At 73.0% G+C, this 26,476-nt stretch carries 22 protein-coding genes, 2 tRNA genes and 1 riboswitch; of the genes, 12 read left to right on the top strand and 12 right to left on the bottom strand.

Annotated features, from left to right (window positions below; translation table 11 throughout):
- Positions 1 to 3: 3 nt before the first annotated feature.
- On the top strand, positions 4 to 1,203 hold the full coding sequence (gene dusB / locus N0B34_RS05260) for a tRNA dihydrouridine synthase DusB (protein ID WP_263730259.1): 1,200 nt from the start codon (positions 4 to 6) through the stop codon (positions 1,201 to 1,203).
- A 69-nt stretch (positions 1,204 to 1,272) separates the two neighbouring features.
- Here the strand turns inward: dusB and N0B34_RS05265 are convergent, their stop codons facing one another.
- A complete protein-coding gene (locus N0B34_RS05265; protein ID WP_263730260.1) occupies positions 1,273 to 2,166 on the bottom strand; it encodes a carbohydrate kinase family protein in 894 nt (297 codons plus the stop codon).
- Positions 2,167 to 2,253: 87 nt separating this feature from the next.
- Between N0B34_RS05265 and N0B34_RS05270 the strand changes: the two genes are divergently transcribed.
- Positions 2,254 to 3,756, top strand: coding sequence for an alpha-amylase (locus N0B34_RS05270; protein ID WP_263730261.1), 1,503 nt, complete (start codon positions 2,254 to 2,256; stop codon positions 3,754 to 3,756).
- A 50-nt stretch (positions 3,757 to 3,806) separates the two neighbouring features.
- Here N0B34_RS05270 and N0B34_RS05275 read toward each other — a convergent pair whose 3' ends face one another.
- A complete protein-coding gene (locus N0B34_RS05275) occupies positions 3,807 to 5,513 on the bottom strand; it encodes a glycoside hydrolase family 13 protein (protein WP_263730262.1) in 1,707 nt (568 codons plus the stop codon).
- 124 nt (positions 5,514 to 5,637) lie between these two features.
- The gene (locus tag N0B34_RS05280; protein ID WP_263730263.1) at positions 5,638 to 6,702 is read right to left on the bottom strand and encodes a LacI family DNA-binding transcriptional regulator; all 1,065 of its coding nucleotides are present in this window, start codon (positions 6,700 to 6,702) and stop codon (positions 5,638 to 5,640) included.
- Between the two features lie 218 nt (positions 6,703 to 6,920).
- On the opposite strand from N0B34_RS05280, the gene N0B34_RS05285 reads away from it, so the two are divergent.
- The 8 genes from N0B34_RS05285 (at position 6,921) to N0B34_RS05320 (ending at position 18,233) form a co-directional block, all read left to right on the top strand.
- Positions 6,921 to 8,168 carry a maltose ABC transporter substrate-binding protein gene (locus N0B34_RS05285; protein WP_263730264.1) on the top strand — a complete coding sequence of 416 codons (1,248 nt, stop codon included), beginning with the start codon at positions 6,921 to 6,923 and terminating at the stop codon, positions 8,166 to 8,168.
- 260 nt (positions 8,169 to 8,428) lie between these two features.
- Positions 8,429 to 10,048: an ABC transporter permease subunit gene (locus tag N0B34_RS05290; RefSeq protein WP_263730265.1), complete on the top strand. Its 1,620-nt coding sequence runs from the start codon at positions 8,429 to 8,431 to the stop codon at positions 10,046 to 10,048.
- 1 nt (position 10,049) lies between these two features.
- Complete coding sequence (locus tag N0B34_RS05295) at positions 10,050 to 10,979, top strand: sugar ABC transporter permease (protein WP_263730266.1); 930 nt, start codon at positions 10,050 to 10,052, stop codon at positions 10,977 to 10,979.
- Positions 10,976 to 12,862, top strand: coding sequence for a glycoside hydrolase family 13 protein (locus N0B34_RS05300; RefSeq protein ID WP_263730268.1), 1,887 nt, complete (start codon positions 10,976 to 10,978; stop codon positions 12,860 to 12,862). Before N0B34_RS05295 ends, N0B34_RS05300 begins: the two co-directional genes overlap by 4 nt.
- 43 nt (positions 12,863 to 12,905) lie before the next feature.
- Positions 12,906 to 14,198: a deoxyguanosinetriphosphate triphosphohydrolase gene (locus N0B34_RS05305; RefSeq protein WP_412175704.1), complete on the top strand. Its 1,293-nt coding sequence runs from the start codon at positions 12,906 to 12,908 to the stop codon at positions 14,196 to 14,198.
- A gap of 17 nt (positions 14,199 to 14,215) precedes the next feature.
- Positions 14,216 to 16,183, top strand: a complete 1,968-nt coding sequence (gene dnaG, locus N0B34_RS05310; protein ID WP_263730269.1) for a DNA primase — start codon at positions 14,216 to 14,218, stop codon at positions 16,181 to 16,183.
- A gap of 92 nt (positions 16,184 to 16,275) precedes the next feature.
- Positions 16,276 to 17,178, top strand: a complete 903-nt coding sequence (locus N0B34_RS05315; protein ID WP_263730270.1) for an ABC transporter ATP-binding protein — start codon at positions 16,276 to 16,278, stop codon at positions 17,176 to 17,178.
- Complete coding sequence (locus N0B34_RS05320; protein ID WP_263730271.1) at positions 17,175 to 18,233, top strand: ABC transporter permease; 1,059 nt, start codon at positions 17,175 to 17,177, stop codon at positions 18,231 to 18,233. The genes N0B34_RS05315 and N0B34_RS05320 overlap by 4 nt, the downstream gene beginning before the upstream one ends.
- A 16-nt stretch (positions 18,234 to 18,249) precedes the next feature.
- Here N0B34_RS05320 and N0B34_RS05325 read toward each other — a convergent pair whose 3' ends face one another.
- Genes N0B34_RS05325 through galE form a run of 5 tightly spaced genes read right to left on the bottom strand, consistent with a single transcriptional unit; the run spans position 18,250 to position 22,932 of the window.
- Entirely contained in the window at positions 18,250 to 18,930 is a 681-nt protein-coding gene (locus N0B34_RS05325; RefSeq protein WP_263730273.1) for a LysE family transporter, read from the bottom strand.
- On the bottom strand, positions 18,927 to 19,664 hold the full coding sequence (locus N0B34_RS05330) for a hypothetical protein (protein ID WP_263730274.1): 738 nt from the start codon (positions 19,662 to 19,664) through the stop codon (positions 18,927 to 18,929). Before N0B34_RS05330 ends, N0B34_RS05325 begins: the two co-directional genes overlap by 4 nt.
- On the bottom strand, positions 19,661 to 20,701 hold the full coding sequence (locus N0B34_RS05335; protein ID WP_263730275.1) for a LacI family DNA-binding transcriptional regulator: 1,041 nt from the start codon (positions 20,699 to 20,701) through the stop codon (positions 19,661 to 19,663). The genes N0B34_RS05330 and N0B34_RS05335 overlap by 4 nt, the downstream gene beginning before the upstream one ends.
- Before the next feature lie 44 nt (positions 20,702 to 20,745).
- Entirely contained in the window at positions 20,746 to 21,939 is a 1,194-nt protein-coding gene (gene galK / locus N0B34_RS05340; RefSeq protein ID WP_263730276.1) for a galactokinase, read from the bottom strand.
- 21 nt (positions 21,940 to 21,960) lie between these two features.
- On the bottom strand, positions 21,961 to 22,932 hold the full coding sequence (gene galE, locus N0B34_RS05345; protein WP_263730277.1) for a UDP-glucose 4-epimerase GalE: 972 nt from the start codon (positions 22,930 to 22,932) through the stop codon (positions 21,961 to 21,963).
- A 245-nt stretch (positions 22,933 to 23,177) separates the two neighbouring features.
- Here galE and N0B34_RS05350 point away from each other — a divergent pair, with 245 nt between their 5' ends.
- Positions 23,178 to 23,969 carry a class I SAM-dependent methyltransferase gene (locus N0B34_RS05350; protein WP_263730278.1) on the top strand — a complete coding sequence of 264 codons (792 nt, stop codon included), beginning with the start codon at positions 23,178 to 23,180 and terminating at the stop codon, positions 23,967 to 23,969.
- Between the two features lie 122 nt (positions 23,970 to 24,091).
- Here the strand turns inward: N0B34_RS05350 and N0B34_RS05355 are convergent, their stop codons facing one another.
- The 4 genes from N0B34_RS05355 to N0B34_RS05370 all read right to left on the bottom strand — a co-directional run bounded on the left by N0B34_RS05355 (position 24,092) and on the right by N0B34_RS05370 (position 26,057).
- Positions 24,092 to 24,391, bottom strand: a complete 300-nt coding sequence (locus tag N0B34_RS05355; RefSeq protein WP_263730279.1) for a hypothetical protein — start codon at positions 24,389 to 24,391, stop codon at positions 24,092 to 24,094.
- Between the two features lie 878 nt (positions 24,392 to 25,269).
- Positions 25,270 to 25,342, bottom strand: a tRNA-Asn gene (locus N0B34_RS05360).
- A gap of 67 nt (positions 25,343 to 25,409) precedes the next feature.
- Positions 25,410 to 25,916 carry a hypothetical protein gene (locus N0B34_RS05365; RefSeq protein ID WP_263730280.1) on the bottom strand — a complete coding sequence of 169 codons (507 nt, stop codon included), beginning with the start codon at positions 25,914 to 25,916 and terminating at the stop codon, positions 25,410 to 25,412.
- Positions 25,917 to 25,983: 67 nt separating this feature from the next.
- Positions 25,984 to 26,057 (bottom strand) — tRNA-Ile (locus tag N0B34_RS05370).
- A gap of 109 nt (positions 26,058 to 26,166) precedes the next feature.
- Positions 26,167 to 26,242: riboswitch (cyclic di-GMP riboswitch) on the top strand.
- Positions 26,243 to 26,260: 18 nt separating this feature from the next.
- Between N0B34_RS05370 and N0B34_RS05375 the strand changes: the two genes are divergently transcribed.
- Positions 26,261 to 26,473 carry a BldC family transcriptional regulator gene (locus N0B34_RS05375; RefSeq protein ID WP_263730281.1) on the top strand — a complete coding sequence of 71 codons (213 nt, stop codon included), beginning with the start codon at positions 26,261 to 26,263 and terminating at the stop codon, positions 26,471 to 26,473.
- The last annotated feature ends 3 nt before the right edge of the window (positions 26,474 to 26,476 follow it).

Below are 26,476 nucleotides of genomic sequence, written 5' to 3' on the forward strand. Positions count from 1 at the left end.
GGCATGCCCCCGGTCCTCGACGACGCCGACGCACGTCCGGCCGCCCCGACGGTCGGTGCCGTGCTGCCCCCGCTGCACATCGGTCCGATCGTCGTGGACACCCCCGTGGTGCTCGCACCGATGGCCGGCGTGACCAACGCGGCGTTCCGCCGGCTGTGCCGCGAGTCCGGTGCCGGCCTGTACGTCGCCGAGATGGTCACCAGCCGCGCCCTCGTGGAGCGGAGCCCGGAGTCGTTCCGGATCATCGACTTCGCGCCCGACGAGCGCCCCCGGTCGGTGCAGGTGTACGGCGTGGACCCGGCGACCGTGGGTGCGGCGGTCCGGATGCTGGTGGAGGAGGACCGGGCCGACCACGTCGACCTGAACTTCGGCTGCCCCGTGCCGAAGGTCACCCGCCGCGGCGGGGGCGCGGTGCTGCCCTGGAAGCGAGACCTGTTCGCGTCCATCGTGCAGGCGGCGGTGGCCGCCGCGGCACCTGCGGGGGTGCCGGTGACCGTGAAGATGCGCAAGGGGGTCGATGACGACCACCTGACCTACCTCGAGGCGGGGCTGCGTGCTCAGGACGCCGGCGTGGCGGCCGTGGCGCTGCACGGTCGCACGGCGGCCGACTACTACTCGGGGACGGCCGACTGGGACGCCATCGCGGCGCTCAAGGCTGCCGTGACGGACGTCCCGGTGCTCGGCAACGGGGACATCTGGTCGGCGGAGGACGCGCTGGAGATGGTGGCGCACACGGGTGTCGACGGGGTGGTCGTCGGCCGCGGGTGCCAGGGGCGGCCGTGGCTGTTCGCGGACCTCGCCGCAGCGTTCTCCGGCTCGGACGTGCGCGTGCGGCCCGGGCTGGGCGAGGTCGCCGCGGTGGTGCGGCGGCATGCCGAGCTGATGGTCGACACCTTCGGGGACGAGTCGAAGGCGTTGCGCGAGATGCGCAAGCACATGGCCTGGTACTTCAAGGGCTACGTGGTGGGCGGTGAGCTGCGGGCCCGGCTGGCGATGGTGTCGACGACGGCGGAGCTGGACGACCTGCTCGCGCTGCTGGACCACGACCAGCCCTATCCCGGCGCTGCCGCCGAGGGGCAGCGGGGCCGCGCCGGATCGCCGAAACGACCGCACGTGCCGGACGGGTGGCTCGACTCGCGGGAGCTGTCGGAGGAGTTCCGGCGGACGCTGCGCGAGGCCGAGCTGTCGGTGTCGGGCGGCTGACGCCACCGTTGGTCCGCCGCGGACGTCCGGGACCACCGCTCGACGGCCCGTGGACGAACCGGGAGTGCGTCAGGCGCGCCGCACGCGCACGGAACCCGCCAGCGCGTCGGCCTGCGCACGCGTGACCGACCCCCCGCCGAGACCGGGCTGCGCGACGGCCAGTGCCGCGACGGCCGAGGCGAGCGCCAGGCCGTCCGGCGTCGGCAGCCCGTCGAGGTGGGCCGCCAGCAGCCCGGCGAGGAAGGCGTCACCGGCGCCCTCGGGATCGACCACGTCGACCCGCACCGCGGGGACCTCCCACCAGCCCTCGGCGTCGCGCGCGAGCGCGCCCGCCGACCCGGCCGTGCAGACGGCCAGTCGCGCCCCGGCAACGACCCGCGCGTCGAGGTACCGCCTCGGGTCGTCGAGCCGTGCGGCACTGACGAGCAGCACGTCCGCCACCTGCGCGAACGCTCGTGGGTACTCCGCCGCGCCGTCGTCGTCGTGGACGTCGCACCACACCGGCACCCTGCTCGCCCGCGCGGCCTCGAGCAGCGGACGGGAGTGCTCCGCCAGGTCGAGGACCGCGACCGGTGCCTCGCGCAGCGCAGCGAGCAGGCCGGACGGCGTGGGGCCCTGCACCTGCGGCAGCTCGAGGTAGATCGACACCCGGTCGCCGTTCTGGGCGAGGAGGTTGAGGTGCTGCTCGGTGCGACCGCGCGCGGCCGGACGCCCCAGCACACGCAGCCCGGGCCGATCCAGCCCCGTGCGTACCTGCGTGCCCGGTTCGTCGTCGCCCAGCACGGTCGAGAGCAGCACGTCGACGCCGAGGGCGGCCAGCGTCACCGCCTTGCCTGCGGCGGTACCGCCCAGGCCGTGCTCGACCGAGCGCGCCGCGAGCGTCTGCGATCGCGGCTGCGGCAGTGCGTCGAGCCGCACCAGGGTGTTCCACGACGCGGGTCCGTTGACGACGACGGCGGGCACGTCGGGAGCCTACGGCCGCCGCTCGCGGGCTACACTCGGCGCGCCGAAACTTGCTGCAAGTCCTTGCGGCCCGACCTGGTGGTGACGATGACGCACCGCACGACCCCGTCCGCCCGCTCTCGGCGGCTCCTCCGGACCGCGACGCTGGCCGCCGTGCTCGCCCTGCTGGCCGCGTGCTCGACGCCCGGACGGTCCGCCTCCCCGACCGCCGGCCCTGCCGTGCGCGACGTCGGCGTCCAGCTGTTCCAGTGGACGTGGCCGGCGATCGCGCGTGAGTGCACCGATCGGCTGGGCCCCGCCGGCTACGGGTGGGTGCTGACCTCACCGCCGCAGGAGCACGTGCTGGGCAGCCAGTGGTGGACCTCCTACCAGCCGGTCAGCTACCGGCTGGAGAGCCGGCTCGGCACCCGTGCGCAGCTCACCGCCATGATCACGGCCTGCCACGCCGCCGGCGTGAAGGTCTACACGGACGCCGTGGTCAACCACATGACGGGCCAGGACACCCCGGGCGTCGGCTGGGCCGGCTCGTCGTACTCGCACTACGAGTACCCGGGGCTGTACTCGGACGCCGCGGGCGACTTCCACCACTGCGGCCTGACGCCGGGCGACGACATCGTCAGCTACCAGGACGCGACGCAGGTGCGCACGTGCGAGCTGTCCAACCTCGCCGACCTTGCCACCGAGAAGCCGCAGGTGCGCCAGAAGATCGCGGACTACCTCGCCGACCTCGTCTCGCTCGGGGTGGACGGCTTCCGCATCGACGCGGCCAAGCACATGGCGCCGGAGGACATCGCGGCCTTCACCGCGGACCTCCCGGCCGGCACCGGCGTGGTCCAGGAGGTGATCCGCGGCAGCGGCGAACCCATCACCCCGGAGCAGTACCTGGCGAACGGCAAGGTCCTCGAGTTCTCCTGGGGGCGGGACGTCAAGGGCATGCTGGCGGGCTCGATCGGTCCCGTGCTGACCCTGGGGACCGGCAGCCGCTACGCGCCGAGCGACAAGGCGGTCGTCTTCGTCGACAACCACGACACCGAGCGGAACCGGTCCACCCTCAGCTACCGCGACGGCGCCACCTACCAGCTGGCCGACGTGCTGATGCTGGCGGGCAGCTACGGTACGCCGCTGGTGTACTCCGGGTACGCGTTTGACGACCGCGACGCGGGCCCCCGCCAGGACGCCCGCGGTGCCGTTCTGGACGCCGCGTGCGGCGCCGCTCCCGGCCCCGGCGCCGCGCTGCAGCCCGGCGACTGGGTGTGCCAGCACGCCTGGCCTGCCGTGGCCGGCATGGTCGGGTGGCGTGCGGTCGCCGGTTCGGCCGCCGTGGTCGACACGTGGTCGGAGGGTGACGCGGTCGCCCTCGGGCGCGGCGGTCTCGGCTTCGTCGTCGTGAACAACGCGGACAGCCCGGTGGCGACGAGCATCCCGACGCACCTGCCGGCCGGCGCCTACTGCGACGTGCTGGCGGGTGGTGCGCCGGTGAGCGGGGGCCGGTGCACCGGGTCGTCGGCGACCGTCAAGGGCGGCCAGATCACCGTCCAGGTGGCGCCGCACTCGGCGCAGGCGTGGGACGTCTCCGCACGTCGCGGCTGATGCGGTCGGGCCCGCAGGGCCACGGTCTCTCCGCGTCGGACGGGCAACCGTCAGCGCAGCCGGACCCAGACCGTCGTGGCGGGCGGCACGGTGCGCTCTGCCCCCGCTGCCGGCGGCGCGGAGGACAGCAGCACCTCTCCGTCGTCCGGCAGCGGCACCGTGCTCTCGCCGAGGTTGGCCACCACCAGGACGTCCCGGACGACGAACGCGAGCACCGTCGGGTCGGCCGACTCCTCCGGCGCCCAGCTGAGGTCGCCCGCGCCCAACCCGTGCTGCCGCCGCAGCCGCAGAGCGGCCCGGTAGAGCTCGAGGGTGGAGCCCGCCTGGTCACGCTGGACGTCGACGGCCAGCCGCGCCCACTCGTCCGGCTGCGGCAACCAGGTCGCCCCGGTCGGTGAGAAGCCGTACGCGGGAGCGTCCGTGCGCCACGGCAGCGGGACCCGGCAGCCGTCGCGACCCAGCTCGGCGCCACCGGTCCGGAAGAAGGCCGGGTCGGCCCGGACGGCCGGGTCGAGGGTGGTGTGGTCCGGCAGCCCGAGCTCCTCGCCCTGGTACAGGTACGCGGAGCCGGGCAGCGCCAGCACCAGGAGCGTCGCGGCGCGCGCCCGCCGCAGCCCGAGCTCGGCGTCCGGCTGGACGTCGTCCGGTCCGATGCCGTTGGGCCGGCTGGTCGGGTCGGGCAGGCCGAGCCGGGACGCGTGCCGGACGACGTCGTGGTTCGACAGCACCCAGGTGGTGGGAGCGCCGACGGCGTCATTGGCGGCGAAGGACGAGTCGATCACCCGCCGCAGCCGCACCGCGTCCCATCCGGTGACCAGGACGTCGAAGTTGAACGCCTGGTGCAGCTCGTCGGGCCGCACGTACCGGGCCAGCCGGGGGAGCGGGTCCACCCACGCCTCGGCGACCATCACGCGCTCGCCCGGGTACTCCTCGAGCACCCGGCGCCACGCGCGGAAGATGTCGTGGACACCCTCCTGGTCGAACATCGGGTTGGTGTCGCCGGGGACCGTGCCCTGCTCGTCACCCTCGATCATCGCGACGTGGCCCGACCAGTCCGGCAGGCCCTCCGCCTTGACCATGCCGTGCGCGACGTCGACGCGGAAACCGTCGACCCCGCGGTCCAGCCAGAACCGCAGCACGTCCTCGAACTCGGTGCGGACCTCCGGGTTCTCCCAGTTCAGGTCCGGCTGCCCGGCGTCGAACAGGTGCAGGTACCACTGCCCGGGGGTGCCGTCGGCCTCGATCACCCGCGTCCACGCACGTCCGCCGAACACCGACTCCCAGTTGTTCGGCGGCAGCTCACCGTGCTCGCCACGGCCGTCCCGGAACAGGTAGCGCGCCCGCTCGGTGGAGCCCGGGGCCGCCGCTCGTGCCGCCCGGAACCAGGCGTGCTGGTCCGAGGTGTGGTTGGGCACCAGGTCGACGATCACCCGCAGCCCGAGCCGGTGCGCCCGTTCGAGCAGCGCGTCGGCGTCGGCCAGCGTGCCGAACAGGGGGTCGACGTCCCGGTAGTCGGCGACGTCGTAGCCCGCGTCCACCTGGGGTGACCGGTAGAACGGCGACAGCCACAGGGCGTCGACACCCAGCTCGACGAGGTGGTCCAGGTGGGCCGTGATCCCGGGCAGGTCGCCGACGCCGTCCCCGTCCGAGTCGGCGAACGAGCGCGGGTACACCTGGTAGATCACGGCGGAGCGCCACCACTGCGCGTCCGCCGAGGCGGTGTGCACGCGGACGCGGTCGGGAGCGGTGCTGGTCATGGAGGCCTCTCGAAGGGTGCGGCGGGGCGCCGCGCGGGCGCGTCAGGACGCGACGGCACAGGACGTGACGGCTCGGGCGGTGAGGTGGTGCGGTGCCGGCGGCACGGGACGGCGGGAGCCGTCGTCAGACTGCGGCGGCCCCGGGTCCGGGGAGCACCAGGGCACCGGCGGGCGCGGCGCCGGTGGACCCACGCACGACGAGCTCCGGCTGGAAGAGCAGCTCCGCCCGGGAGACCGGGGTGGACCGGATCTCCGCGACCAGCGCCGCGACGGCGGCGTGCCCCATCGCCGCCACCGGTTGCCGGATGGTGGTGAGCGGCGGATCGGTGAACGCGATCAGCGGTGAGTCGTCGAAACCGACCACCGAGAGGTCGTCCGGCACCTGGAGCCCGCGCGAGCGGGCGGCACGGACCGCGCCGAGGGCCATCAGGTCCGACCCGCAGATCACCGCGGTGTGCCCGGACTCGATGAGCTCGAGCGCGGCGGACTGACCGCCCTCGACCGTGAACAGGGTCGAGACGATGTGCTGCTCGGGCTCGGCGACGCCCTGCCGCCGGAGCAGCTCGGAGAACGCGTCGATCTTGCGGCGAACCGGCACGAACCGCGTCGGGCCCACGGCCAGCCCGATCGACCGGTGGCCGAGCGAGGTCAGGTGCCGGACGGCCTGCTCCATCGCGGCCGCGTCGTCCGTCGACACGGTCGGCGCGTCGACCCCCTCGGCGTACCCGTTGACCAGCACCAGCGGGATGCCGCGGCTGCGCAGCCGCTGGTACCGCTCGGTGCTGGCGGAGGTGTCGGCGTGCAGGCCGGACACGAAGACGATGCCGTCCACCCCGTGCTCGAGCAGCATCTCGACGTACTGGTCCTCGGTGGTGCCGCCCGGCGACTGCGTGCACAGCAGCGGCGTGTACCCGCGGTCGGACAGCATCGTCTCGATCACCTGCGCGAACGCGGGGAACACGGGGTTGCTCAGCTCCGGCACGACGAGCCCGACGAGGCCGGCAGGCCGCGAGTGCAGCCGGTCGGGCCGTTCGTAGCCGAGCACGTCGAGGGCGGCGAGCACCGCCTGGCGGGTGTGGGAGGACACCCCGTGCTTGCCGTTGAGCACGCGCGACACCGTGGCGGTGCTGACACCTGCCTGTTCGGCGATGTCGGTCAGCCGGGTGCGTGCCGGCGGCAGCAGAGACACGGGACCTCCTCGTCCATACGGGGTGCGACGGTCAATCATGCCCGGCGCGTCGCCGGCGTGTCTCCGTCCGACGTCCCAGCCCTGCAAACCGTTGCCTGAAAGTTACCGTAACGAGTTGCTGATGCGATCACAAGCGCGTTACCGTCCCAGCCATCAGGCCATCGTCGGCGGGCGTCCCGTCGGCCGACGGCACGTCTTCCACCGAGGAGCACACAACGATGCGACGGAGCATCCCCCTCGCGGCGATCGCCGGAGTGACCCTGGCGCTGGCCGCATGTTCGGGCTCGGGGTCGGGTTCCGGCTCCACCGCGAGCGCCACCGCGAGCGCGAAGCCGACGCTGAGCGGCACCCTGACCATGTGGGTCGACGAGACCCGCATCGACTCCATGAAGCCGATCGTCGACGAGTTCCAGCAGCAGACCGGCGTGAAGGTCGACCTGGTGCAGAAGGTGTCGGGCGACATCCGCACCGACTTCGTCTCCCAGGTCCCCACCGGGCAGGGCCCCGACGTCATCATCGGCGCGCACGACTGGACCGGTGAGTTCGTCAACAACGGCGTCGTCGCCACCGTCCAGCTCGGCGACAAGGCGAAGGACTTCAGCAAGTCCGCCGTCTCCGCGTTCGCCTACAACGGCCAGCAGTACGGCGTGCCGTACGCCATCGAGAACATCGCGCTGGTCCGCAACAACAAGCTCCTCCAGGACACGACAGCGAAGACGTTCGACGACCTGGTGACGCAGGCCAAGACGGCCAACACCCCGTTCTCCGTGCTGATCCAGCAGGGTGACAAGGGCGACGCGTACCACCTGTACCCGCTGCAGACGTCCTTCGGCGCCCCGGTGTTCAAGCAGAAGGACGACGGCTCGTACACCAACGAGATCGGCATGAGCGGTGACGCGGGCACCAAGTTCGCGGCCTACCTGCAGAAGCTGGGCAAGGAGAAGGTCCTCGACGCGTCGATCGACGGCGACAAGGCCAAGCAGGCGTTCCTCGACGGCAAGGCGCCGTACATCATCACGGGCCCGTGGAACACCACCGCGTTCACCAAGGCCGGCATGGACATCTCCGTGCTGCCGATCCCGAGCGCCGGTGGCCAGGAGGCCAAGCCGTTCGTCGGTGTCCAGGGCGCGTTCATCTCGGCGAAGAGCAAGAACCCGCTGCTCGCCCAGGAGTTCGTGGTCAACTTCCTCACCACCGAGAAGGTGCAGACGGAGCTGTACAAGAGCGGTGGCCGCCTGCCGGCCCTGACCGCCGCGGCCAGCAAGGTGGACGACAAGGTGCTCGCCGGCTTCAACGCCGCCGGTGCCACCGGTGCGCCGATGCCGTCCATCCCCGAGATGGGCTCCGTGTGGTCCTTCTGGGGCACCACCGAGGTGCAGCTGATCAACGGCCAGGCGGCCGACCCGGCCGGCGCCTGGACCACCATGATCACCAACATCCAGAACGCCATCGCCACCAAGAAGTGACGCCCGTGACCGGTCGCTGACCGGTCGGGGAGAGGCGGCCGCGGGGCCCCCCGGCCGACACCCCGACGGGCCCCCCCCCCCCCCCGCCGCCCCCCCCCCCCGCCCCCGGGCGGGGCGCGGCGCCCGGGCCCCCGGCGCGCACTCCCCCGGGGCCCCCGCCCCGCCGCCGGGCGGCCGCCAGGCGCCGCCGCCCGGACAGGACCACCATGAGCCGCAGACGACGACGTCACCCGGCCGTCCCGGCCGCCTCGAGGAGCACCATGTCCCACCAGGGAACCCAGGTAGAGATCCCGGACGAGGCGCCCCCGCGCACGCCGTCCGGCCGGCGCACCGGCGTGGGGGACACCTCCCACGCACGCAGCTGGTCCCGCGGCTTCTTCGTCAAGCTCGCCGTCGTCGCCGTCGCCGACGCGATCAGCGTCTACGGCATCCTCACGGCGGTCGCGGTGCAGTCGTGGGGCGTCGCGGCGTTCCTGCTCGTCGCGCTCGTCGCCATCACGTGGGTGTACTTCTCCCGGCGCGGCCTGCCGGCCAAGTACCTGCTGCCCGGGCTGCTCTTCCTGCTCGTGTACCAGCTGTTCGTCATGGGGTACACGGCTTACGTCGCCTTCACCAACTACGGCGACGGGCACAACTCCACGAAGAGCGACGCGGTCGCCCAGATCCTGGTGCAGAACGAGAAGCGGGTGGAGGGCTCCGCCACCTACCCGCTCACGGTGGTCGACAAGGCCGGCACGGTCGGATTCGCCGTCGTCGTCGACGGGAAGGCGGAGGTCGGCTCGGCGTCGCAGCCGCTGACGGCCGTGGACGGTGCGACCGTCGACGGCGGCAAGGTGACCGCGGTGCCCGGCTGGCAGGTGCTGGACTTCGCCTCGATCGCCGGTCGGCAGGACGAGATCGTCAACCTGCGCGTGCCGTTCTCCTCGAACCCGGACGACGGGTCGCTGCGCACCCAGGACGCACAGAACGGCTACCTGTACAGGTCCGCGCTGACGTACGACGCGGCGGCCGACACGATGACGGACACGAGCACGGGGACGGTGTACCGGCCCGACTCGCGCGGCAGCTTCGTCTCGCCCGACGGGACGGCGCTGACCCCCGGCTGGCGCGTCGCCGTCGGCTTCTCGAACTTCACGCAGATGTTCACCGACACCCGGTTGTCCGGACCGTTCACCCAGATCCTGGTGTGGACCTTCGTGTTCGCGGGGCTCTCGGTGCTGACGACGTTCGCGCTGGGCTTGTTCCTGGCGATCACGTTCAACGACCCGCGGGTCCGGGGCCGGCGCATCTACCGGTCCCTGCTGATCCTGCCGTACGCCTTCCCGGCGTTCCTGTCCGCTCTCGTCTGGCGCGGCATGCTCAACCAGCGGTTCGGGTACGTCAACGAGGTCCTGCTGGGCGGCGCGAACGTGCCGTGGCTGACCGACGGCACGCTGGCCAAGGTGTCCGTGCTGATGGTCAACCTGTGGCTGGGCTTCCCCTACATGTTCCTGGTGTGCACGGGGGCCCTGCAGTCGATCCCGGCGGACATCATCGAGTCGGCGCGGATGGACGGCGCGAGCCCCTTCCGCATCTTCCGGTCGATGACGCTGCCGCTGCTGATGATCTCCGTCGCACCGCTGCTGATCTCGAGCTTCGCGTTCAACTTCAACAACTTCTCGCTGATCTACATGCTGACCGGCGGCGGGCCCAGCTTCACCGGCACCCCGGTGCTGATCGGGCACACCGACATCCTGATCTCGATGGTCTACGCGGTGGCGTTCGGCAGCGGCCTGAAGCAGTACGGCCTGGCGAGCGCCGTCTCGATCCTCATCTTCATCGTCGTCGGCCTCATCTCCTGGTGGGGCTTCCGGCGCACGCGCACCCTCGAGGAGCTCTGACATGGCCGCGACCTCGACCCGGACCGGTACCGTCCTGCGGACGCCGACCAAGCCGACCCGCTCTCTCGAGCACCACGCCCCCGTGCACGGCGTGCGGTGGTGGCGGGAGATCGGCTGGCGGCACGTCGTCGCCGTCGTCATGGTGGTGGTCTGCGTGCTGCCGCTGCTGTACGTGCTCTCGGCGTCGTTCAACCCGGGCGGGACGCTCACCGGGTCCAACCAGCTGTTCCGGCACGTGTCCGGGCAGAACTACCAGAACCTGTGGGGCCGGTACTTCGGCTCGTGGCTGCTCAACTCGCTGCTGGTGTGCACGGTGACCGCCGTCGGCACGGTGCTGATGGGGGCGGCCGCCGCGTACGCGTTCAGCCGGTTCCGGTTCCGCGGGCGGCGGGGCAGCCTGACGTTCCTGCTGCTGGTGCAGATGTTCCCGCAGATGCTCGCGTTCGTCGCGATCTTCCTGCTGCTGCTCAGCCTGTCCAAGGTGTTCCCCGCGATCGGGGTGAACAGCCAGCTCGGGCTGATCGCGGTGTACCTCGGCGGCGCGCTCGGGGTGAACACGTTCCTGATGTACGGCTTCTTCAACACCGTCCCGCGTGAGCTGGACGAGGCGGCCAAGATCGACGGCGCCACGCACGCGCAGATCTTCTGGACGATCATCCTGCGACTGGTCGCCCCGATCCTCGCCGTGGTGGGGCTGCTGTCGTTCGTCTCGTCGTACGGCGAGTTCATCATCGCCAAGATCGTGCTGCAGCGGCCGGAGAAGTGGACGCTGGCGGTCGGCCTGTACAGCTGGGCGGCCGACGAGAAGACCGCCCCCTGGGGGTTGTTCGCGGCGGGTGCGGTGCTCGCGGCCATCCCGGTGGTGCTGCTGTTCCAGTTCCTGCAGAAGTACATCGTGTCCGGCCTGACGGCCGGTTCGGTCAAGGGGTGAGCCGGGACCGCACCCGGCAGGCCCCGCGGCACCGGCTCGACCGGCCGCACCACGACGGCTCGGCGCTGTACGTGGCGCCGGGCACCCCGACGCTCGGCGACGTGGTGCCGGTGCGGGTCCGCGTCCCCCGCGACCGGCCGGTCGACTCGGTGTGGTTGCGCGTGCTGCGTGACGGCGAGCCCGTGATGGTGGCGGCCCGCGCTGACGGCGGCGACGGTGGCGGGCGTGGCGACGAGCGATGGTTCACCGCGGACGTCGCCGTGCACAACCCCGTCACCGGGTACCGCTGGTTGCTGGACGAGCCCGGTGGCGCGCGGTGGCTGAACGGCACCGGCCTGCACGCCCGGGACGTCACGGACGCCGCCGACTTCCGGCTCTCGGTGCACGCACCCGCTCCGGCGTGGACGAGCTCGTCCGTGGTCTACCAGGTGTTCCCGGACCGGTTCGCCCGTGCCGACGGGTACGACGGGCCACCGGCCGGAGGTCCGGCATGGGCCGAACCCATGGCGTGGGACGTGCCGCCCGCGGCGACCGGACGCTCCACGGGACGCCAGCTGTACGGGGGAGACCTGCGCGGGCTCGTCCAGCGGCTCGACCACCTGCAGCGGCTGGGGGTGGACACCGTCTACCTCACGCCTGTGTTCCCCGCACGGTCGGTGCACCGGTACGACGCGACCAGCTTCGACCACGTCGACCCCCTGCTCGGCGGCGACCAGGCGCTCGCGGACCTGTCCCGCGCGGTGCACGAGCGGGGGATGCGGCTGGTCGGTGACCTGACGACGAACCACACCGGTGCGGGCCACGACTGGTTCGAGGCCGCGCGGCAGGACCGCTCGGCGCCCGAGGCGTCCTTGTACTACTGGACGGACACCGAGCCCGGCTACGTCGGGTGGCTGGGCCACCCGTCCCTGCCCAAGCTCAACTACGGCGCGGGCAGCACGTTCGACCGGATGGTGTCCGGCCCCGGCTCCGTGACGGCACGGTGGCTGCGCGAGCCCTACGCGCTCGACGGCTGGCGGGTGGACGTGGCGAACATGACGGGTCGGCACGGGTCGGACGACCTGACGCACCGGGTTGCGCGCGCGATGCGGGCGACGATGTCTGCCGTGTCGCCGGAGACGGTGCTGGTCGCGGAGCACTTCCACGACGCGGGGGAGGACCTGCGGGCCGGCGGCTGGCAGGCGGCGATGAACTACGCCGGGTTCGCCACGCCGGTGGGCGGGTGGCTGGTGGACCCGTCGTCCGGCCTGACGATGCCCGGGATCCCCGTGCCGCGGCCCCGACGCCGTGGGCGGGCGACGGTGGCGGCGATGCGCGAGGCGATGGCCGCCGTGCCGTGGTCGGTGGCGGCGCACCAGTGGAACCTGCTGGGGTCCCACGACACCCCGCGCATCCGCACCCTCGCCGGCAGCCCCGCCGCGGTCGAGGTGGCCGCCGGGCTCCTCTTCACGTATCCGGGCACGCCGATGGTCTTCGCGGGGGACGAGGGCGGCTTGACGGGCACCACCGGTGAGGGTGCGCGGGTGCCGATGCCATGGGCGGACATCGACGCCGGGGGCGGTCCGAGGTGGGACCGGGGGACGTTCGACGTGTACCGCCGGCTGATCGAGGTCCGTCGGGGCAGCCGGGCGCTGCGCGAGGGCGGTCTGCGCTGGGTGGTGGTGCACGACGACGCGGTCGCGTTCCTGCGCGAGACGGCGGACGAGCGCGTGCTGGTGCTGGCCGCCAGGGGCCGCTGGCCGGGCGCGCGGTTGCCGCGCGCCCTGCTGGCCGACGGTTCAGGGCCCGAGCGGCTGTACGGCGACGGCGAGCTGGAGGTCCGGCGGGACGGACTCGCCCTCCCTGGCTACGGACCGGCGGTCCACGTCTGGCGACTGTCCTGACCGGCGGGGTGCGCCGTCGCCTAGGGTTTCCCGCGTGACCGTCGTGCACCCCGCCGTGCCCGGCGACCAGGCCGCCCTCGTGCCCGGCTACGCCGAACGGGACCTGCAGCGCTGGGTCCACGAGGGGTCGAAGAACCAGGAGCGCACACCCTTCGAGCGCGACCGCGCCCGCCTGGTGCACTCCTCGGCGCTCCGGCGGCTCGGCGCCAAGACTCAGGTGCTCGGCCCCGCGTCGGACGACTTCGTGCGCACGCGCCTCACGCACACCCTCGAGGTCGCGCAGGTCGGCCGCGAGCTCGGCAAGGCGCTCGGATGCGACCCGGACGTCGTGGACACCGCCTGCCTCGCGCACGACCTGGGGCACCCGCCCTTCGGGCACAACGGCGAGCGGGCGCTCGCCGAGCTGTCCCGGCACATCGGCGGCTTCGAGGGCAACGCCCAGACGCTCCGGCTGCTCACCCGGCTCGAGCCCAAGGTGGTCGGCCCCGACGGCCCGGTCGGGCTGAACCTGACGCGCGCCAGCCTCGACGCCTCGGTGAAGTACCCGTGGCGCTACGGCGAGGGGCCGGTCAGCGCTGCCAGCGGCAGACCGACCCACAAGTTCGGCGTGTACGAGGACGATCTCCCGGTGTTCACCTGGCTGCGCGAAGGGGCGCCGGCCGGGCGCAAGTGCCTCGAGGCGCAGGTGATGGACCTCGCCGACGACATCTCCTACTCGGTGCACGACGTCGAGGACGCGGTGGTCGGCGGCCGGTTCGACCTGGTGGTGCTGACGGACGACGACGAGCGGGCGCGTGTCGTCGAGGCGGTGGAGACCTGGTACGGCGACCAGGTGGACGCCGACGGGCTGCAGGCGGCGATGGACCGGCTGGTCGCGGCGGAGCTGTGGACCACCGGCTTCGACGGTTCGCGCGGCGCGCTGGCCATGCTCAAGGACGCCACGAGCCAGCTGATCGGCCGGTTCGCCGCCGCGGCTCAGCAGGCCACCCGCGAGCAGTACGGTCCGGGACCGCTCACGCGGTACGCCGCGGACCTGATCGTGCCGATCGAGACGGTGGCCGAGATCCTGGTCCTCAAGGGCCTCGCGGTCGCCTACGTGATGGCGCCGCGCGAGCTCGAGCCGCTCTACCAGCGACAGCGCGAGATGCTGGTCGACCTGGTCCGGGTGCTGTCGGAGCGCGCGCCGATCGCCCTCGAGCCACCGTTCGCCGCCGACTGGGCGCAGGCGTCGGACGACGCCGCCCGGCTGCGCGTGGTGATCGACCAGGTGGCCTCCCTGACCGACGTGTCGGCGGCCTCCTGGCACGCCGACCTCGTCGCACCCCCCTACCGCTGACGACCTACACTTCGCGCGTGGCGGGGCGCATCCGGCGGGAGGACGTGGAGGCGGTCCGCGAACGCGTCCGCATCGAGGACGTCGTCGGCCAGCACGTCGCGCTGCGGCCCGCCGGCGTCGGGTCGCTCAAGGGCCTGTGCCCCTTCCACGACGAGAAGTCGCCGTCGTTCCACGTCCGCCCGCAGGTGGGCCGGTACCACTGCTTCGGATGCGGTGAGGGCGGGGACGTCATCGCCTTCGTGCAGAAGGTGGACGGCCTCGGGTTCACCGAGGCGGTGGAGTACCTCGCCGCCCGGGTGGGTCTGCAGGTGCGGTACGAGGAGGGCGGCGCACCACGGCCCGGTGACGAGCCAGGTCGGCGACGCCGGCTGCTGGACGCGCACCGCGTGGCCGAGGAGTTCTACCGGGAGCAGCTCGCGGGGCCGTCGGCCGCGGCGGGTCGCCGGTTCCTCGGCGAGCGCGGTTTCGACCGTGCCGCTGCCGACGGCTTCGGCGTCGGCTACGCGCCGCAGGGCTGGGACGGGCTGCTGCGGCATCTGCGCGGGCGAGGGTTCACGGAGCCGGAGCTGATCGCGTCCGGCCTGGTCAGCCAGGGGCAGCGGGGCGTCTACGACCGGTTTCGCGGGCGGCTGGTGTGGCCGATCCGCGAGGTGACCGGCGAGACCGTCGGCTTCGGCGCGCGGCGGCTGTTCGACGAGGACAACGGGCCCAAGTACCTCAACACCCCCGAGACGGTGCTGTACCGCAAGTCGCACGTGCTCTACGGCATCGACCTGGCCAAGCGGGAGATCGCCCGCGAACGGCAGGTGGTGGTGGTCGAGGGGTACACCGACGTGATGGCGATGCACCTGTCCGGAGTGGGCACCGCGGTGGCGACCTGCGGTACGGCGTTCGGCACCGAGCACGCGCGGATCGTGCGGCGGTTGATGGGCGACTCCGGGGGAGCGGGCGGCGTGCAGCTCGCCGGGGGCGGCTCCGTCGGCGGTGCCGTCGTCTTCACGTTCGACGGCGACGCCGCCGGGCAGAAGGCGGCGCTGCGCGCGTTCGGCGAGGACCAGTCCTTCTCCGCGCAGACGTTCGTCGCCGTCGAGCCTTCCGGGATGGACCCGTGCGAGCTGCGGCAGGCCAAGGGGCCCGACGCGGTGCGGGCCCTCGTCGCCGGACGGCAGCCGCTGTTCGAGTTCGTGATCCGCTCCACCCTCGCCAGCTTCGACCTCGGCACCGCTGAAGGGCGTGTCGGGGCGCTTCGGGCGGCGGCGCCGGTGGTCGCGGGCATCCGGGACGCCGCGCTGAGGCCGGAGTACACCCGCCTGCTGACGGGCTGGCTCGGGTTGGGTGACGAGGCGCAGGTGCGCCGGGCGGTCGCCGCCGCGGGGCGGTCCGCGCCTGCTGGCGACCGCACCCGGGTCGACGACCGCTCTCGGGGGGACGGCGACGGACGTGGGGGCCACCCGGGTCGAGAGGGACAGCCCCCGCCGGCCCCGCGGCTGCCGGTCCCGGACCGGCGCGACCCGGTCGCCTCCCTCGAGCGCACCGCCCTCGAGGTGCTCCTGCAGCTGCCGGCGCTGGTCCCGTCCGACGCCGACGACCTCGGCTCCGACACGTTCACGGTGCCGGCCTACCGGGCCGTGCACGAGGCACTCCGGGCCGCGGGAGGACCGCAGGCCGGCCGTGTCGTCGCTGCCGGCGGGGACGCCACCGGGTGGGTGGGCCAGGTGATCGAGGAGGCGTCCGAGCCGGTCCGTCCGCTGGTCACCGAGCTCGCCGTGGCGCCCGTCCCGGAGGACCGCGCCGACGCGCTCGCGGACTACGTCCGAGGCGTGGTGCTGCGACTGGTGGAGATCGGCTGCACGCGGCAGATCGCCGAGCTGCGCGGGCGGTTGCAGCGGATGGACGCACAGGCCGATTCGGCTGCGTACTCCGCCGCCTTCGCCGAGCTCGTGGCTCTGGAGGGTCGGCGCCGCACGCTGCGCGAGAGCGCCTGACCGCTGCCGCTGCGGGGCGCCGGGCTGCGGGCGGGAGCGGCGCTGTCACCGGGGGGTGGTGGCCGCGGGGCGGCCGGTGGTGAGGTGGGCACATGGGCGTCCGCATCGACGTGTCGCACCTGACGATGACGTACGGCGCGCTGGTGGCCGTGGACGACGTCTCGTTCGTCGTCGAGCCGGGGGAGTTCTTCGGCCTGCTCGGGCCCAACGGCGCCGGCAAGACGACGGCTCTCGAGGCGATCGAGGGGCTGCGCCGGCCCGCCGGCGGAACCGTCCGGCTGGACGGCCACGACCCCTGGCGGCGCGACCCCGCCCTGCAACGCCGGATGGGCGTGCAGCTGCAGGCGTCGTCGTTCTTCGAGCGGCTGACCGCCCGTGAGCAGCTGCGCACCTTCGGTGCGCTGTACGGCGTGCCCGCCGCTCGTGCCGACCGGCTGCTGGGCACGGTCGGGCTGGAGGACAAGGCGGACGAGCGCACGGAGAAGCTGTCCGGCGGCCAGCGGCAGCGGCTGTCCATCGCCTGCGCCCTGGTGCACGACCCGGAGGTGGTCTTCCTCGACGAGCCCACCGCGGCGCTCGACCCGCAGGCGCGGCGCAACCTGTGGGACCTGCTGCGGGGCCTGACCGCCGACGGTCGGACCGTGGTGCTCACCACCCACTACATGGACGAGGCCGAGGCGCTGTGCGACCGCGTCGCGATCGTCGACGAGGGCCGGCTGCTGACGCTGGACACCCCGGCTGGACTGGTGCGCGATCTCGACGCACCGGTCCGCATCACCCTCGCTCCGGGAGCGCTGCCGGTCGACGACGTCACGACGGTCGCCGCCGTCGCCGCTGCCGAGGAGGACGACGGCAGCCTCGTCTTCACCACGCGCGAGCCCGCCGTGGTGCTCGGCCGGCTGGCGGCGCGCGGCGCACTGACGGGGCTCAGCGTGCGAGGAGCGACGCTGGAGGACGTCTTCCTGCACCTGACGGGGCGGGAGTACCGATCGTGACCGCGCTGCGCTCGCTCACGGCGGCGATGGCCAAGGGCTTCGTCCGCGACCGCATGACCATCTTCTGGTCCGTCGTCTTCCCGCTGATGTTCCTGGTGCTGTTCGGGGGCATCTTCTCCGACCGCTCCAGCCCTCGGCTCGACGTGGTCGCCGTGGGGCCGGTGGCGGTGCTCGACCGGCTGCCGCCTGACGCCCGCGCGCAGCTGGACGAGTCGATCTCCGTCACGACGAGCGACGACCTCGACGGTTCCCTGGCCAGGGTGCGGTCCGGTGCCGTCGCCGCGGTGGTGACCCAGGACGGCGGCACGGTCGACGTGCGCTACTCCCGTGCCGACCAGGTGCGAGCCGCCCAGGTGCTCGGCACGTTCCGCGGGCTGGTGGACGCGACCAACCTCGCGGCGTCGGGCGCTCCGCCGGCGCTCTCGCTGCGGACCGCCCAGGTCGAGGACACCTCGCTGCGAACCATCCAGTTCGTCACCCCGGGCCTGCTGGGCTGGGCGGTGGCCATGAGCGCGACCTTCGGGGCGGCGGTCAACCTGGTGGCGTGGCGCACCAACGGGCTGCTGCGCCGGATGCGGCTCGCTCCCGTGTCGACCGCCTCGGTGGTGCTCGCGCGCGTCGGCGTCAGCCTCGCCGTCGCGTTCGGTCAGGTGGTGATCTTCCTCGCCGTGGCGGTGGCCTTCTTCGGCCTGAAGCTGACCGGGTGGTGGCCGATGGTGTTCCCTCTGACCCTCGTGGGGACGCTGGCCTTCCTGTCGATCGGTCTGCTCGCCGGTTCGGTCGCCAAGACGGAGGAGGCGGCCGTGGGCCTCGCCAACGTCATCGTGCTGCCGATGGCGTTCCTGTCGGGGTCGTTCTTCTCGCTGGCAGCCGCGCCCGGCTGGTTGCAGGGCGTGTCCCGGGTGCTGCCCCTGCGCTACCTGAACGAGGCGATGCTCGACACGATGGTGCGCGGCAGGGGCCCGTCGTCCGTGGTGGCGCCGGTGCTCGTCCTGCTCGCGTTCACGGCGGTGCTGACCGTGGTCTCCGCGCGGCTGTTCCGCTGGGAGCCGTGAGGGCGGCCGACGCCCGTCAGCCGCCCACGGCCGTCGCCACGGCCAGGGTCCCCACGGCCAGGGCCCCTGCCGCCGCCGTCCAGCGTCGCGCTCGCGGGCCCGCCAGCACGCCTCCGACTGCCGATCCCGTACCGGCGAGCAGCAGCTGCCAGCAGGCCGAGGCGAGCATCGCGCCGACGACGAACGCGGTCCGCTGGGGCGGGTCCGTGACGGTCCGGGCGGCCGGACCCGCCACCAGCGCCGCGAAGTACACCACCGTGGCCGGGTTGACCGCCGTCAGGCCGAGCACCGTCAGGTACGCCCGCCCGGGCCCGAGCGTGGGCCGTTCCTCCGCGGCGGTGGCCGGCGCGGCAGCGGCGGGACGCCAGGCCGGCCGGGCCAGCATCACCGCCACCACCGCCAGCACCACGGCGGACGACCAACGCAGCGTCGCGCGGTGGGCCTCGATCAGCGGGGCCAGCGCCGCGCCCGCCACCAGAGCGACCGTCGCGTACGCACCGTCGACCGTCGCCGCACCGAGCCCTGCCGCGGCGCCCACCCGCCACCCCCGCTGGGCGCCGACCATGACGATCAACGTCGACACGGCACCGACCGGCACCGCGATCGCCAGCCCGGCCACGGCTCCCGAGGCGAACGCGGTCGCAAGCCCGCTCGGCGTGCCGGCGAGCGCCACGACGGTGCTCGGCAGCCCGCTCATGGTCCGCCGACCGCGACCGCCAGGTACAGGGCGTACTCCAGGTCCCGCCCGTCGCGCTGCACGTGCAGCGTCACCTCGCGGCAGTCGGCGCCGACGGTGCGCAGCGCGTCCGCGAGGGTCGGTGCCCGGTCGGCCGACCACACGGCCAGGACGCCGCCCGGCGCCAGCAGGTGCAGCGCGGTGCGCAGGAACCGCGGCTGGTAGACGACCGCGTTCGGTGGGTGGATCAGGAAGGTCGGGCCGTTGTCCACGTCCAGCAGCAGGGCGTCGAACGAGCCGGCCGCCAGCCTCGGCAGCACGTCGACCACGTCACCCACGGTGACCGTCAGGCGGGGATCGCTCAGCGCAGCGGCGGGCAGCGGGAGCATGCCGGCGCGCGCCCACTCGACGATCGCCGCGTGGAGCTCCACCACGTGCACGGTCGCCACCCGTGGGTCGGCGAGCAGCGCCGCCGTGGTGAACCCCAGGCCGAGCCCACCCACCAGCACTCGGGCCCCAGGAGGCCCGCCCGGGTCGTGCTCCTCGAGGCCCTGGCCGTCGTCCCCCTGCCAGCAGTCGAGCGCCAGCCGGGCGAGGGCACGTTCCGTCCCGGTGTCGACCGTGTCCATCGCGAACACCCCGTCGACGATCAGCTCGGTCACCGCTCCCCGCCGCGCGAGCGCTACCTCCGCGCGCTCGTCCTGCGCGCGCGCGACGACGACGCGGTGCACCTCCCGTGCGTCGGGCGTGCTCACGAGGTGGTCCGGGCTCGGGGAGGCGCGGTGCTCGCCCGCACGACCAGCGGGGCGGGCACCACGACGCGCTCGGTGCTCAGGTCGGACCCGTCCCGGATCTGCCGCACCAGCAGCTCGACCAGCGCGGCGCCGACCCGCTCGAAGTCGTGCACCACCGTGGTCAGCGGCGGCCAGAGGTAGCCGGCGAGCGGGATGTCGTCGAAGCCGACCACCGACACGTCATCGGGCACCCGTCGTCCCGCCTCGAACAGGGCGCGCACCACACCGACCGCCATCTCGTCGTTGGCGGCGAAGACGGCTGTCACCGAGGGGTCGCGCGCCAGCCTGCGGCCGGCCTCGTACCCGGACTCCGCGCTCCAGTCGCCCACCTGAGGGGCGGGCGTGCCGACGCCGGCGGCCGTGCAGGCCGCACGCCACGCGTCGCGGCGCAGGCGTGCCGGCACGGAGTCCTCGGGGCCGGCGACGTGGTGCACCGGACGATGACCGAGGGCCAGCAGGTGCTCGACGGCCGACCGCGCACCGGCCGTCTCGTCGGCGCCCACGGTGGCGTGCCGACCGACCTGACGGGGATCGGCGACCACGACCGGGAGGTGGGACGGCAGCGCCAGCGTCTCGGGGGTCGCCGTCTCCGCGCGGATCACCACCAGCCCGTCGACGGCCTGGTTGTCCAGCCGCTGCACGGCGTCGCTCACGTCGTCCGGTGACGGCGTCAGCACGTCGACCAGGGAGATCGTGAAGCCCTCGCGCCGGGCAGCCTCGACGACCGCCTCGACGATCCGTGTCTCGCCGGTGCGTGGCAGGCGGTGCGCCACCACCCCGATCGCCTGGAAGCTGCCGTACCGCAGGGCCCGCGCCGCGTGGTTGGGGGCGTAGCCCAGGCTGGACATCGCCTCGAGCACCCGCGCCCGCGTCCCGGGCCGGACGGAGGCCGAGCCGTTCGACACCCGGGACACCGTCTGCAGCGAGACGCCGGCGAGGCGCGCGACGTCACCGATGGACGCGCGGCCGCCTCGGCCGGAACCGGTCGGGCTGGGCATGTGCCGAGCATAGGGAGGGTGCGGGGCACCCTCCGCCGTGGTGCTCAGACGACCCGCGCACCCGGTGCGGCGGTGTCCGCCACCAGGAAGCCCGGCTCACCCCACCCGCGTGCGGCGTAGGCCGCCGAGACGGCATCGGCCACCGCGGCCACGTCGACGGCCCGGACCAGGGCGATCGCCGACCCGCCGAAGCCCCCACCGGTCATCCGCGCACCCAGGGCCCCGGCCGCCCGAGCGGTCTCCACCGCCACGTCGAGCTCCTCGCACGAGACCTCGTAGTCGTCGCGCAGCGAGGCGTGCGACGCGTCCAGCAGCGGACCCGTGCCCGCCAGGGCCCCGGAGCGCAGCAGCGCGACGAACTCGCGGACGCGGGCGATCTCCGTGACGACGTGCCGCGTGCGGGCCCGCTCGACGGGGTCGGTCAGGGCGAGCAGTGCCGCGTCGAGGTCGGTGACCTCTCGCAGCGAGCCGAGCCCCAGCTTCTTCGCGGCGGACTGGCACTGCTGCCGACGCAGCCCGTACTGCCCGTCGTTCAGGCTGTGCGGCGCCCGGGTGTCGATCACCAGGATCGCCAGGCCGTCGGCCGCAGGAGCGAACGGGATGTGGTCCACCGAGAGGTCCTGGCAGTCCAGCAGCAGGGCGTGGTCGGCGCGGGACCGCAGGCTGGCCGCCTGGTCCATGCCGCCCGTCGGTGCGCCGGCGATCTCGTTCTCCGCGCGGACGCACGCAGCCGTCAGGTCGGCACGCGCGCCGTCGTCCAGCGGGCCGACGCCGGCCAGCTCGCGGACCGCCAGCACGACTGCACCCTCGATGGCGGCCGACGACGACAGCCCGGCACCGAACGGAACGCAGGACGTGACGGCTGCGTCGAAGCCGCGCACCGGCACGCCCTCGTCGCGCAGCACCCACGCCGGACCACCCGCGTAGGCGGTCCACCCGGTCGCCCGGCCGGGGCCGAGGTCGTCGAGCGACCCCTCGAAGACGGACCCGGGCGCCTGTGCCGAGACCAGCCGCACCCGGTCGTCGTCCCTCGCCCGGACCGCGGCGAACGTGCGGTGGGGCAGGGCGAGCGGCAGGCAGAGCCCGGCGTTGTAGTCGACGTGCTCACCGATCAGGTTGATGCGACCGGGGGAGGCCCACACACCGTCCGGCGGGGTGGCGAACGCCTGCGTGAAGAGCTCGGTGGCGCGGGCGGCGCCCGTGGGGTCGTCCCAGGAGGGCTGGATGGCGCTCGGCATCGGTGGCGGCGTCCTCTCGTGTCAGTCGGTGGTGGGGTGGGTCTGACGTGCGTGCCACGCGCTCGCCACCATGTCGGTGAGCGTGCGGTGGGGGTCCCAGCCGAGGTCGCGCGCGGCGAGCGCCCCGGAGGCGACGATGCGTGCCGGGTCACCCGCACGGCGCGGGCCGACGACGGGCTCGAACGGCGTCCCGGTCACCTGCGCGATGGCCGTCATGATCTGCCGCACCGAGACACCGTCGCCGGCGCCGAGGTTGTAGACGGCCTGCAGCGGGGTGCCGGCCGCGAGCGCCTGCGCGGCGGCGACGTGGGTCTCAGCCAGGTCCTGAACGTGCACGTAGTCGCGCACGCACGTTCCGTCGGGGGTCGGGTAGTCGTCGCCATTGACCACGGGCGTACGCCCGGCCAGGAGCGCGTCGAACACCAGGGGGAACAGGTTGTGCGGCGACGTGTCCACCAGGTCGTCGTGGCCGGATCCGACCACGTTGAAGTACCGCAGGGACGTGTGCCGCAGGCCGGTCGCGGTCGCCTGGTCGGCCAGCAGCCACTCGCCGATCAGCTTGCTCTCGCCGTACGGGGACTCGGGCCGCGTCGGGGTGGTCTCGGTGACGACGTCGACGTCGGGCGTGCCGTAGACCGCCGCCGACGAGGAGAAGACGATCGCCGTCACGTCGGCCGCCGCCATCGCCCCGAGCAGGTGCGCGGTGCCGGTGACGTTCTGCTCGTACGTGTGCAGGGGGCGCTGCACGGACACGCCGGCGTACTTGAACCCGGCGAGGTGCACGACGCCCTCGACGCGGTGCTCGCGCAGCGTGCGCGTCACCAGCTCGGTGTCCAGCACGGAGCCGACCACCAGGGGAGTCCCCTCGCTGACGAAGCGGCGGTGCCCGGAGGAGAGGTCGTCCAGGACCACGGCCTCGACACCGGCCGACTGGAACGCCCGAACCACGTGCGAGCCGATGTACCCGGCTCCGCCGGTGACCAACCACGTCATGTGCGTTGCGCTCCTTCCCGAGGTCGACGCCGTCATCCGAGGCTGTCGTGTCTGCCGTCACCGGACCAGGACGACCGTGTGCGAACCGTCCGTCCCGATGCGTGGCAACGTTAACACGGCGGCCGGACCGGTAGCGCGCAGCCGCGCCGAACGTCCGTCCGGACAGCGAAGAACCCCCACCAGGCAGACGACTGGTCGCCGCCCCCGCCTTCCCGCGCGCGAGGCGGTGAGCGAAGACTGGGCCGATGAGTGAGGAACGCGAAGCTCTGGCCAGGACGTTCGATTCGGCGGCGGATCTGTACATGGGCGCGCGGCCCGACTATCCGGCCCAGCTCTTCGACCGGTTGATGGTGACGACCGGTCTGAGGCCGGGTGATCGAGTCCTGGAAGTCGGCGCCGGGCCTGGCAAGGCCACGTCGGCGCTGGCTCAGCGCGGGCTGCGTGTCACCGCACTCGAGCCCGGGCCGGCGTTGGCCGCTCGCGCACGGGAGTTGCTGGCGGACTATCGGGTCGACGTCGTCGAGACAACCCTCGAGGACTGGCACGGCGAGCGGAGCGCCTACGACGCCGTGGTCGCCGCCACGTCGTGGCACTGGGTCGATCCGGAGATCCGGTACGCCGCTGCGGCGCGGGCTCTTCGTCCTGACGGGCACCTCGCGGTCTGGGGCACGGAGCACGTCTTCCCCGTCGGCGGCGACCCGTTCTTCGCGGAGCTTCAGGAGGTCTACGACGCCATCGGCAAGGGTGGACCGGCCGAGCCCCGGCGTCCGGCTCCGGGCGAGCTACCGGACCTTCGCGAGGAGATCGAGGCGTCCGGGCTGTTCCACATGGTCACGGTCGACCACTTCGACTGGACGGTCGACTACGACGCGGACAGCTACATCCGGCTGCTGCGCACCTTCTCCGGCCACATCGCGATGGCGCCCGACGACCGCCAGCGCCTCTTCAACGAGATTCGCCGTCGACTGGCCCGCCGCACGGACGGAAGGCTCCGCAGGGGCTGGGGTGCGGTCCTCAACGTTGCCCGGCGGGCCTGAGCAGGACCACGGGGAGCCCCAGAAGTCCCTAGACGTTCGCATTTGCGGAACGAAGTTGACCCAAGGCGTCTACATGCCTCGTGACGTGGCGGACCGGTGGACGGCGACGGTGCTCTGACGCGCTAGTGCCCGCCGAAGGCAGACAGCACGGTGCCGATGCCTACGAGCACCAGCCCGAGGAGTTCCAGTCGGACGCTGCCCGTGGCGACATCAGTGAGCTGTTCGCGAACGTCCGTAACGTCCCTCGCGATCGAGTCCCGATCGTTCTCGAGTTCGCGGAACTTGGCGCTGGCCTCGTCATGGTGCTCGGCCTCTCTCAAGGACAGGAGGTTCACGCTGCGGTTGAGCAACCACAGTTGCTCGTGCACATCCGCGTCGGCGTCCCACCCGGTCGTGAGCTCCGCTGTCACAGCGTCAGTCACCAGGACATCGTCTGCAGGCGTCCCGCTTCCGCGCCACGGCCGACCAAGGAGGCGCCGTGCGCGCGATACCCAGCGCCGCACGGGGACGATGGGTTCGCCACGCCGGTGCTTGCGCCAGTCTCGCCAGAGGACGTACCCGGCGAGCATCGTGCCGGCCAACGTGGACATCACCCCAGCTAGGAACACCCGCCGAGACTATGACCGGGGTGGTGGATCACCCGCGAACTACCTCTCCGGCGCGAAGACGCCGCTCTACGTTCGCCATATGGACGCAACGTCTGGCGTCGCCCGGACCATCGGCGGGACTCTCGCCGTGGTGGGATCGATCGCGTCAACGATCTGGGGTCTGTGGTTCACGTGGGTCACGTTCGCGGGCGGGCGGCTTCCTTTGCCCGGGGACGTTAGGACGAGCGGATCACTCACCCTCGGCTTGCTTGTGCTTCTCTTCGGCGTTCCCATCCTTGACACCGTCGTGTACTGGGCGGTCATGGCCATGGTGACTGTGCTGATAGCCCCCTTGTTCGCCAAGTCGCTGCTAGATGAGGCACGCGCCTCGCGAGCGAGCTCCAGCCCGCGCCGCCGCGCTCGTCGCCTCCCTGCGGCACCGCGGACGGCGCAGACGCGTCCCGCCCGGGCCGTAGTCGTACTGGAGGGAGGACAGGCGGAGTTCACGAGGGACGCGGCGGGCCACGTCAGAATCGTCGTGTCCGGGTACGGCGATCGGTTGCCGCCTGGCCTCGTGCACCGCGCAAAGGCAGCGCTGGCTACTCAGCAGGCCAAGCGTGGCGAGCGTCCGTGGTTCCCTGTGTCCAACTAGGGGGTGAACGGGGGACCGACGCTGTCGGTGACCGGTCACGACACTGCGACCTGGGGGTTTGCTCCCCCGACTGGACTCGAACCAGTAACCCTCCGATTAACAGTCGGATGCTCTGCCAATTGAGCTACGGGGGATCGCGGGCAGAACTGTATCAGCCGGCTGGGTGCGCCCCGACACGACCGGAGCCCGGCCCGGTGTCGCTCAGCGAAGCCCGGCAGCCTCGCGCACCCGCGCCTCGGCCTCGTCCAGGAGGCGTCGCACCTGCGGGTCCGTCAGGTCGACGCGCGGGCCGCCGAGCACCTGCGTGAACAGCTCGCCGTCCTCCCCGCGCCGCAGCGCCACCTGCACCTGCCCGCCTCCGGGGACGGTGACGCTCGTCGTGTGCACCACCGACTGCTGGACGCGCTCCCGGAACGTGCGGGCGAACGCCTTGCCGTCGGCGTCCTCCGGAAGCTCGACGGCCGCCGTGGCGCCCGTCACCCAGTGCACCGTCAACGTGTGGCTGGCGGTGTCCAGCGTGCCGCGCTCGATCGTCGACCACGGCACGTGCGCCACCTCGCCGACGGCCGGCACCAGGTGCAGCGCCCGGCGGCTCGCCACCGCCCACCGGTCGTCGGTCATCCGCACGGCGACCAGCAGGGCGTCCCCGTGCGCCAGGTCCAGCCGTCGGCGGACCTCGGCCGGGGGACGGTGCGAGAGCAGGGACATCGGTACCTCCGTACCGTCGGCGGGGACGCGGATGGCGTCCGGGGTGAGGCCCTGGGCGGGCCGTGCGTGGGGCAGGTGGGGCTTGAACCCACGACCGACGGATTATGAGTCCGCTGCTCTGACCGGCTGAGCTACTGCCCCTGGTGCGAGGGCAGGCTACCGCTGCGCACATTTCACCCGGTATCGGCGGTGCGTGGAGAGGGCGGTTGTTGCGCAGATGTCCTGTTTTCGGGCATAGTCCCCTGCTGTCAGCGAAAAACGGCAAACCCACCGCAAGGCGGGGACGCAAAGCCACGGGACCCACGCAGGTCAGCCGAGCTACCGAACGACAAGGAGTGCCACAGATGGCAACCACCCACACCACGCTCCCGCAGGGCGCACTCCTCACCCCTGGTGAGGTCGCGGTCATGTTCCGGGTCGACCCGAAGACCGTCACCCGGTGGGCGCAGGCGGGCAAGCTCTCCGCGGTCCGCACGCTCGGCGGGCACCGCCGGTTCCACGAGGACGAGGTCCGTCAGCTGCTCGAGGGTGTCCCGCAGCAGCGCGTGGCGGACTGAGGC

The sequence above is a fragment of the Cellulomonas sp. SG140 genome, from assembly GCF_025770785.1.
Classification (GTDB): domain Bacteria; phylum Actinomycetota; class Actinomycetes; order Actinomycetales; family Cellulomonadaceae; genus Cellulomonas.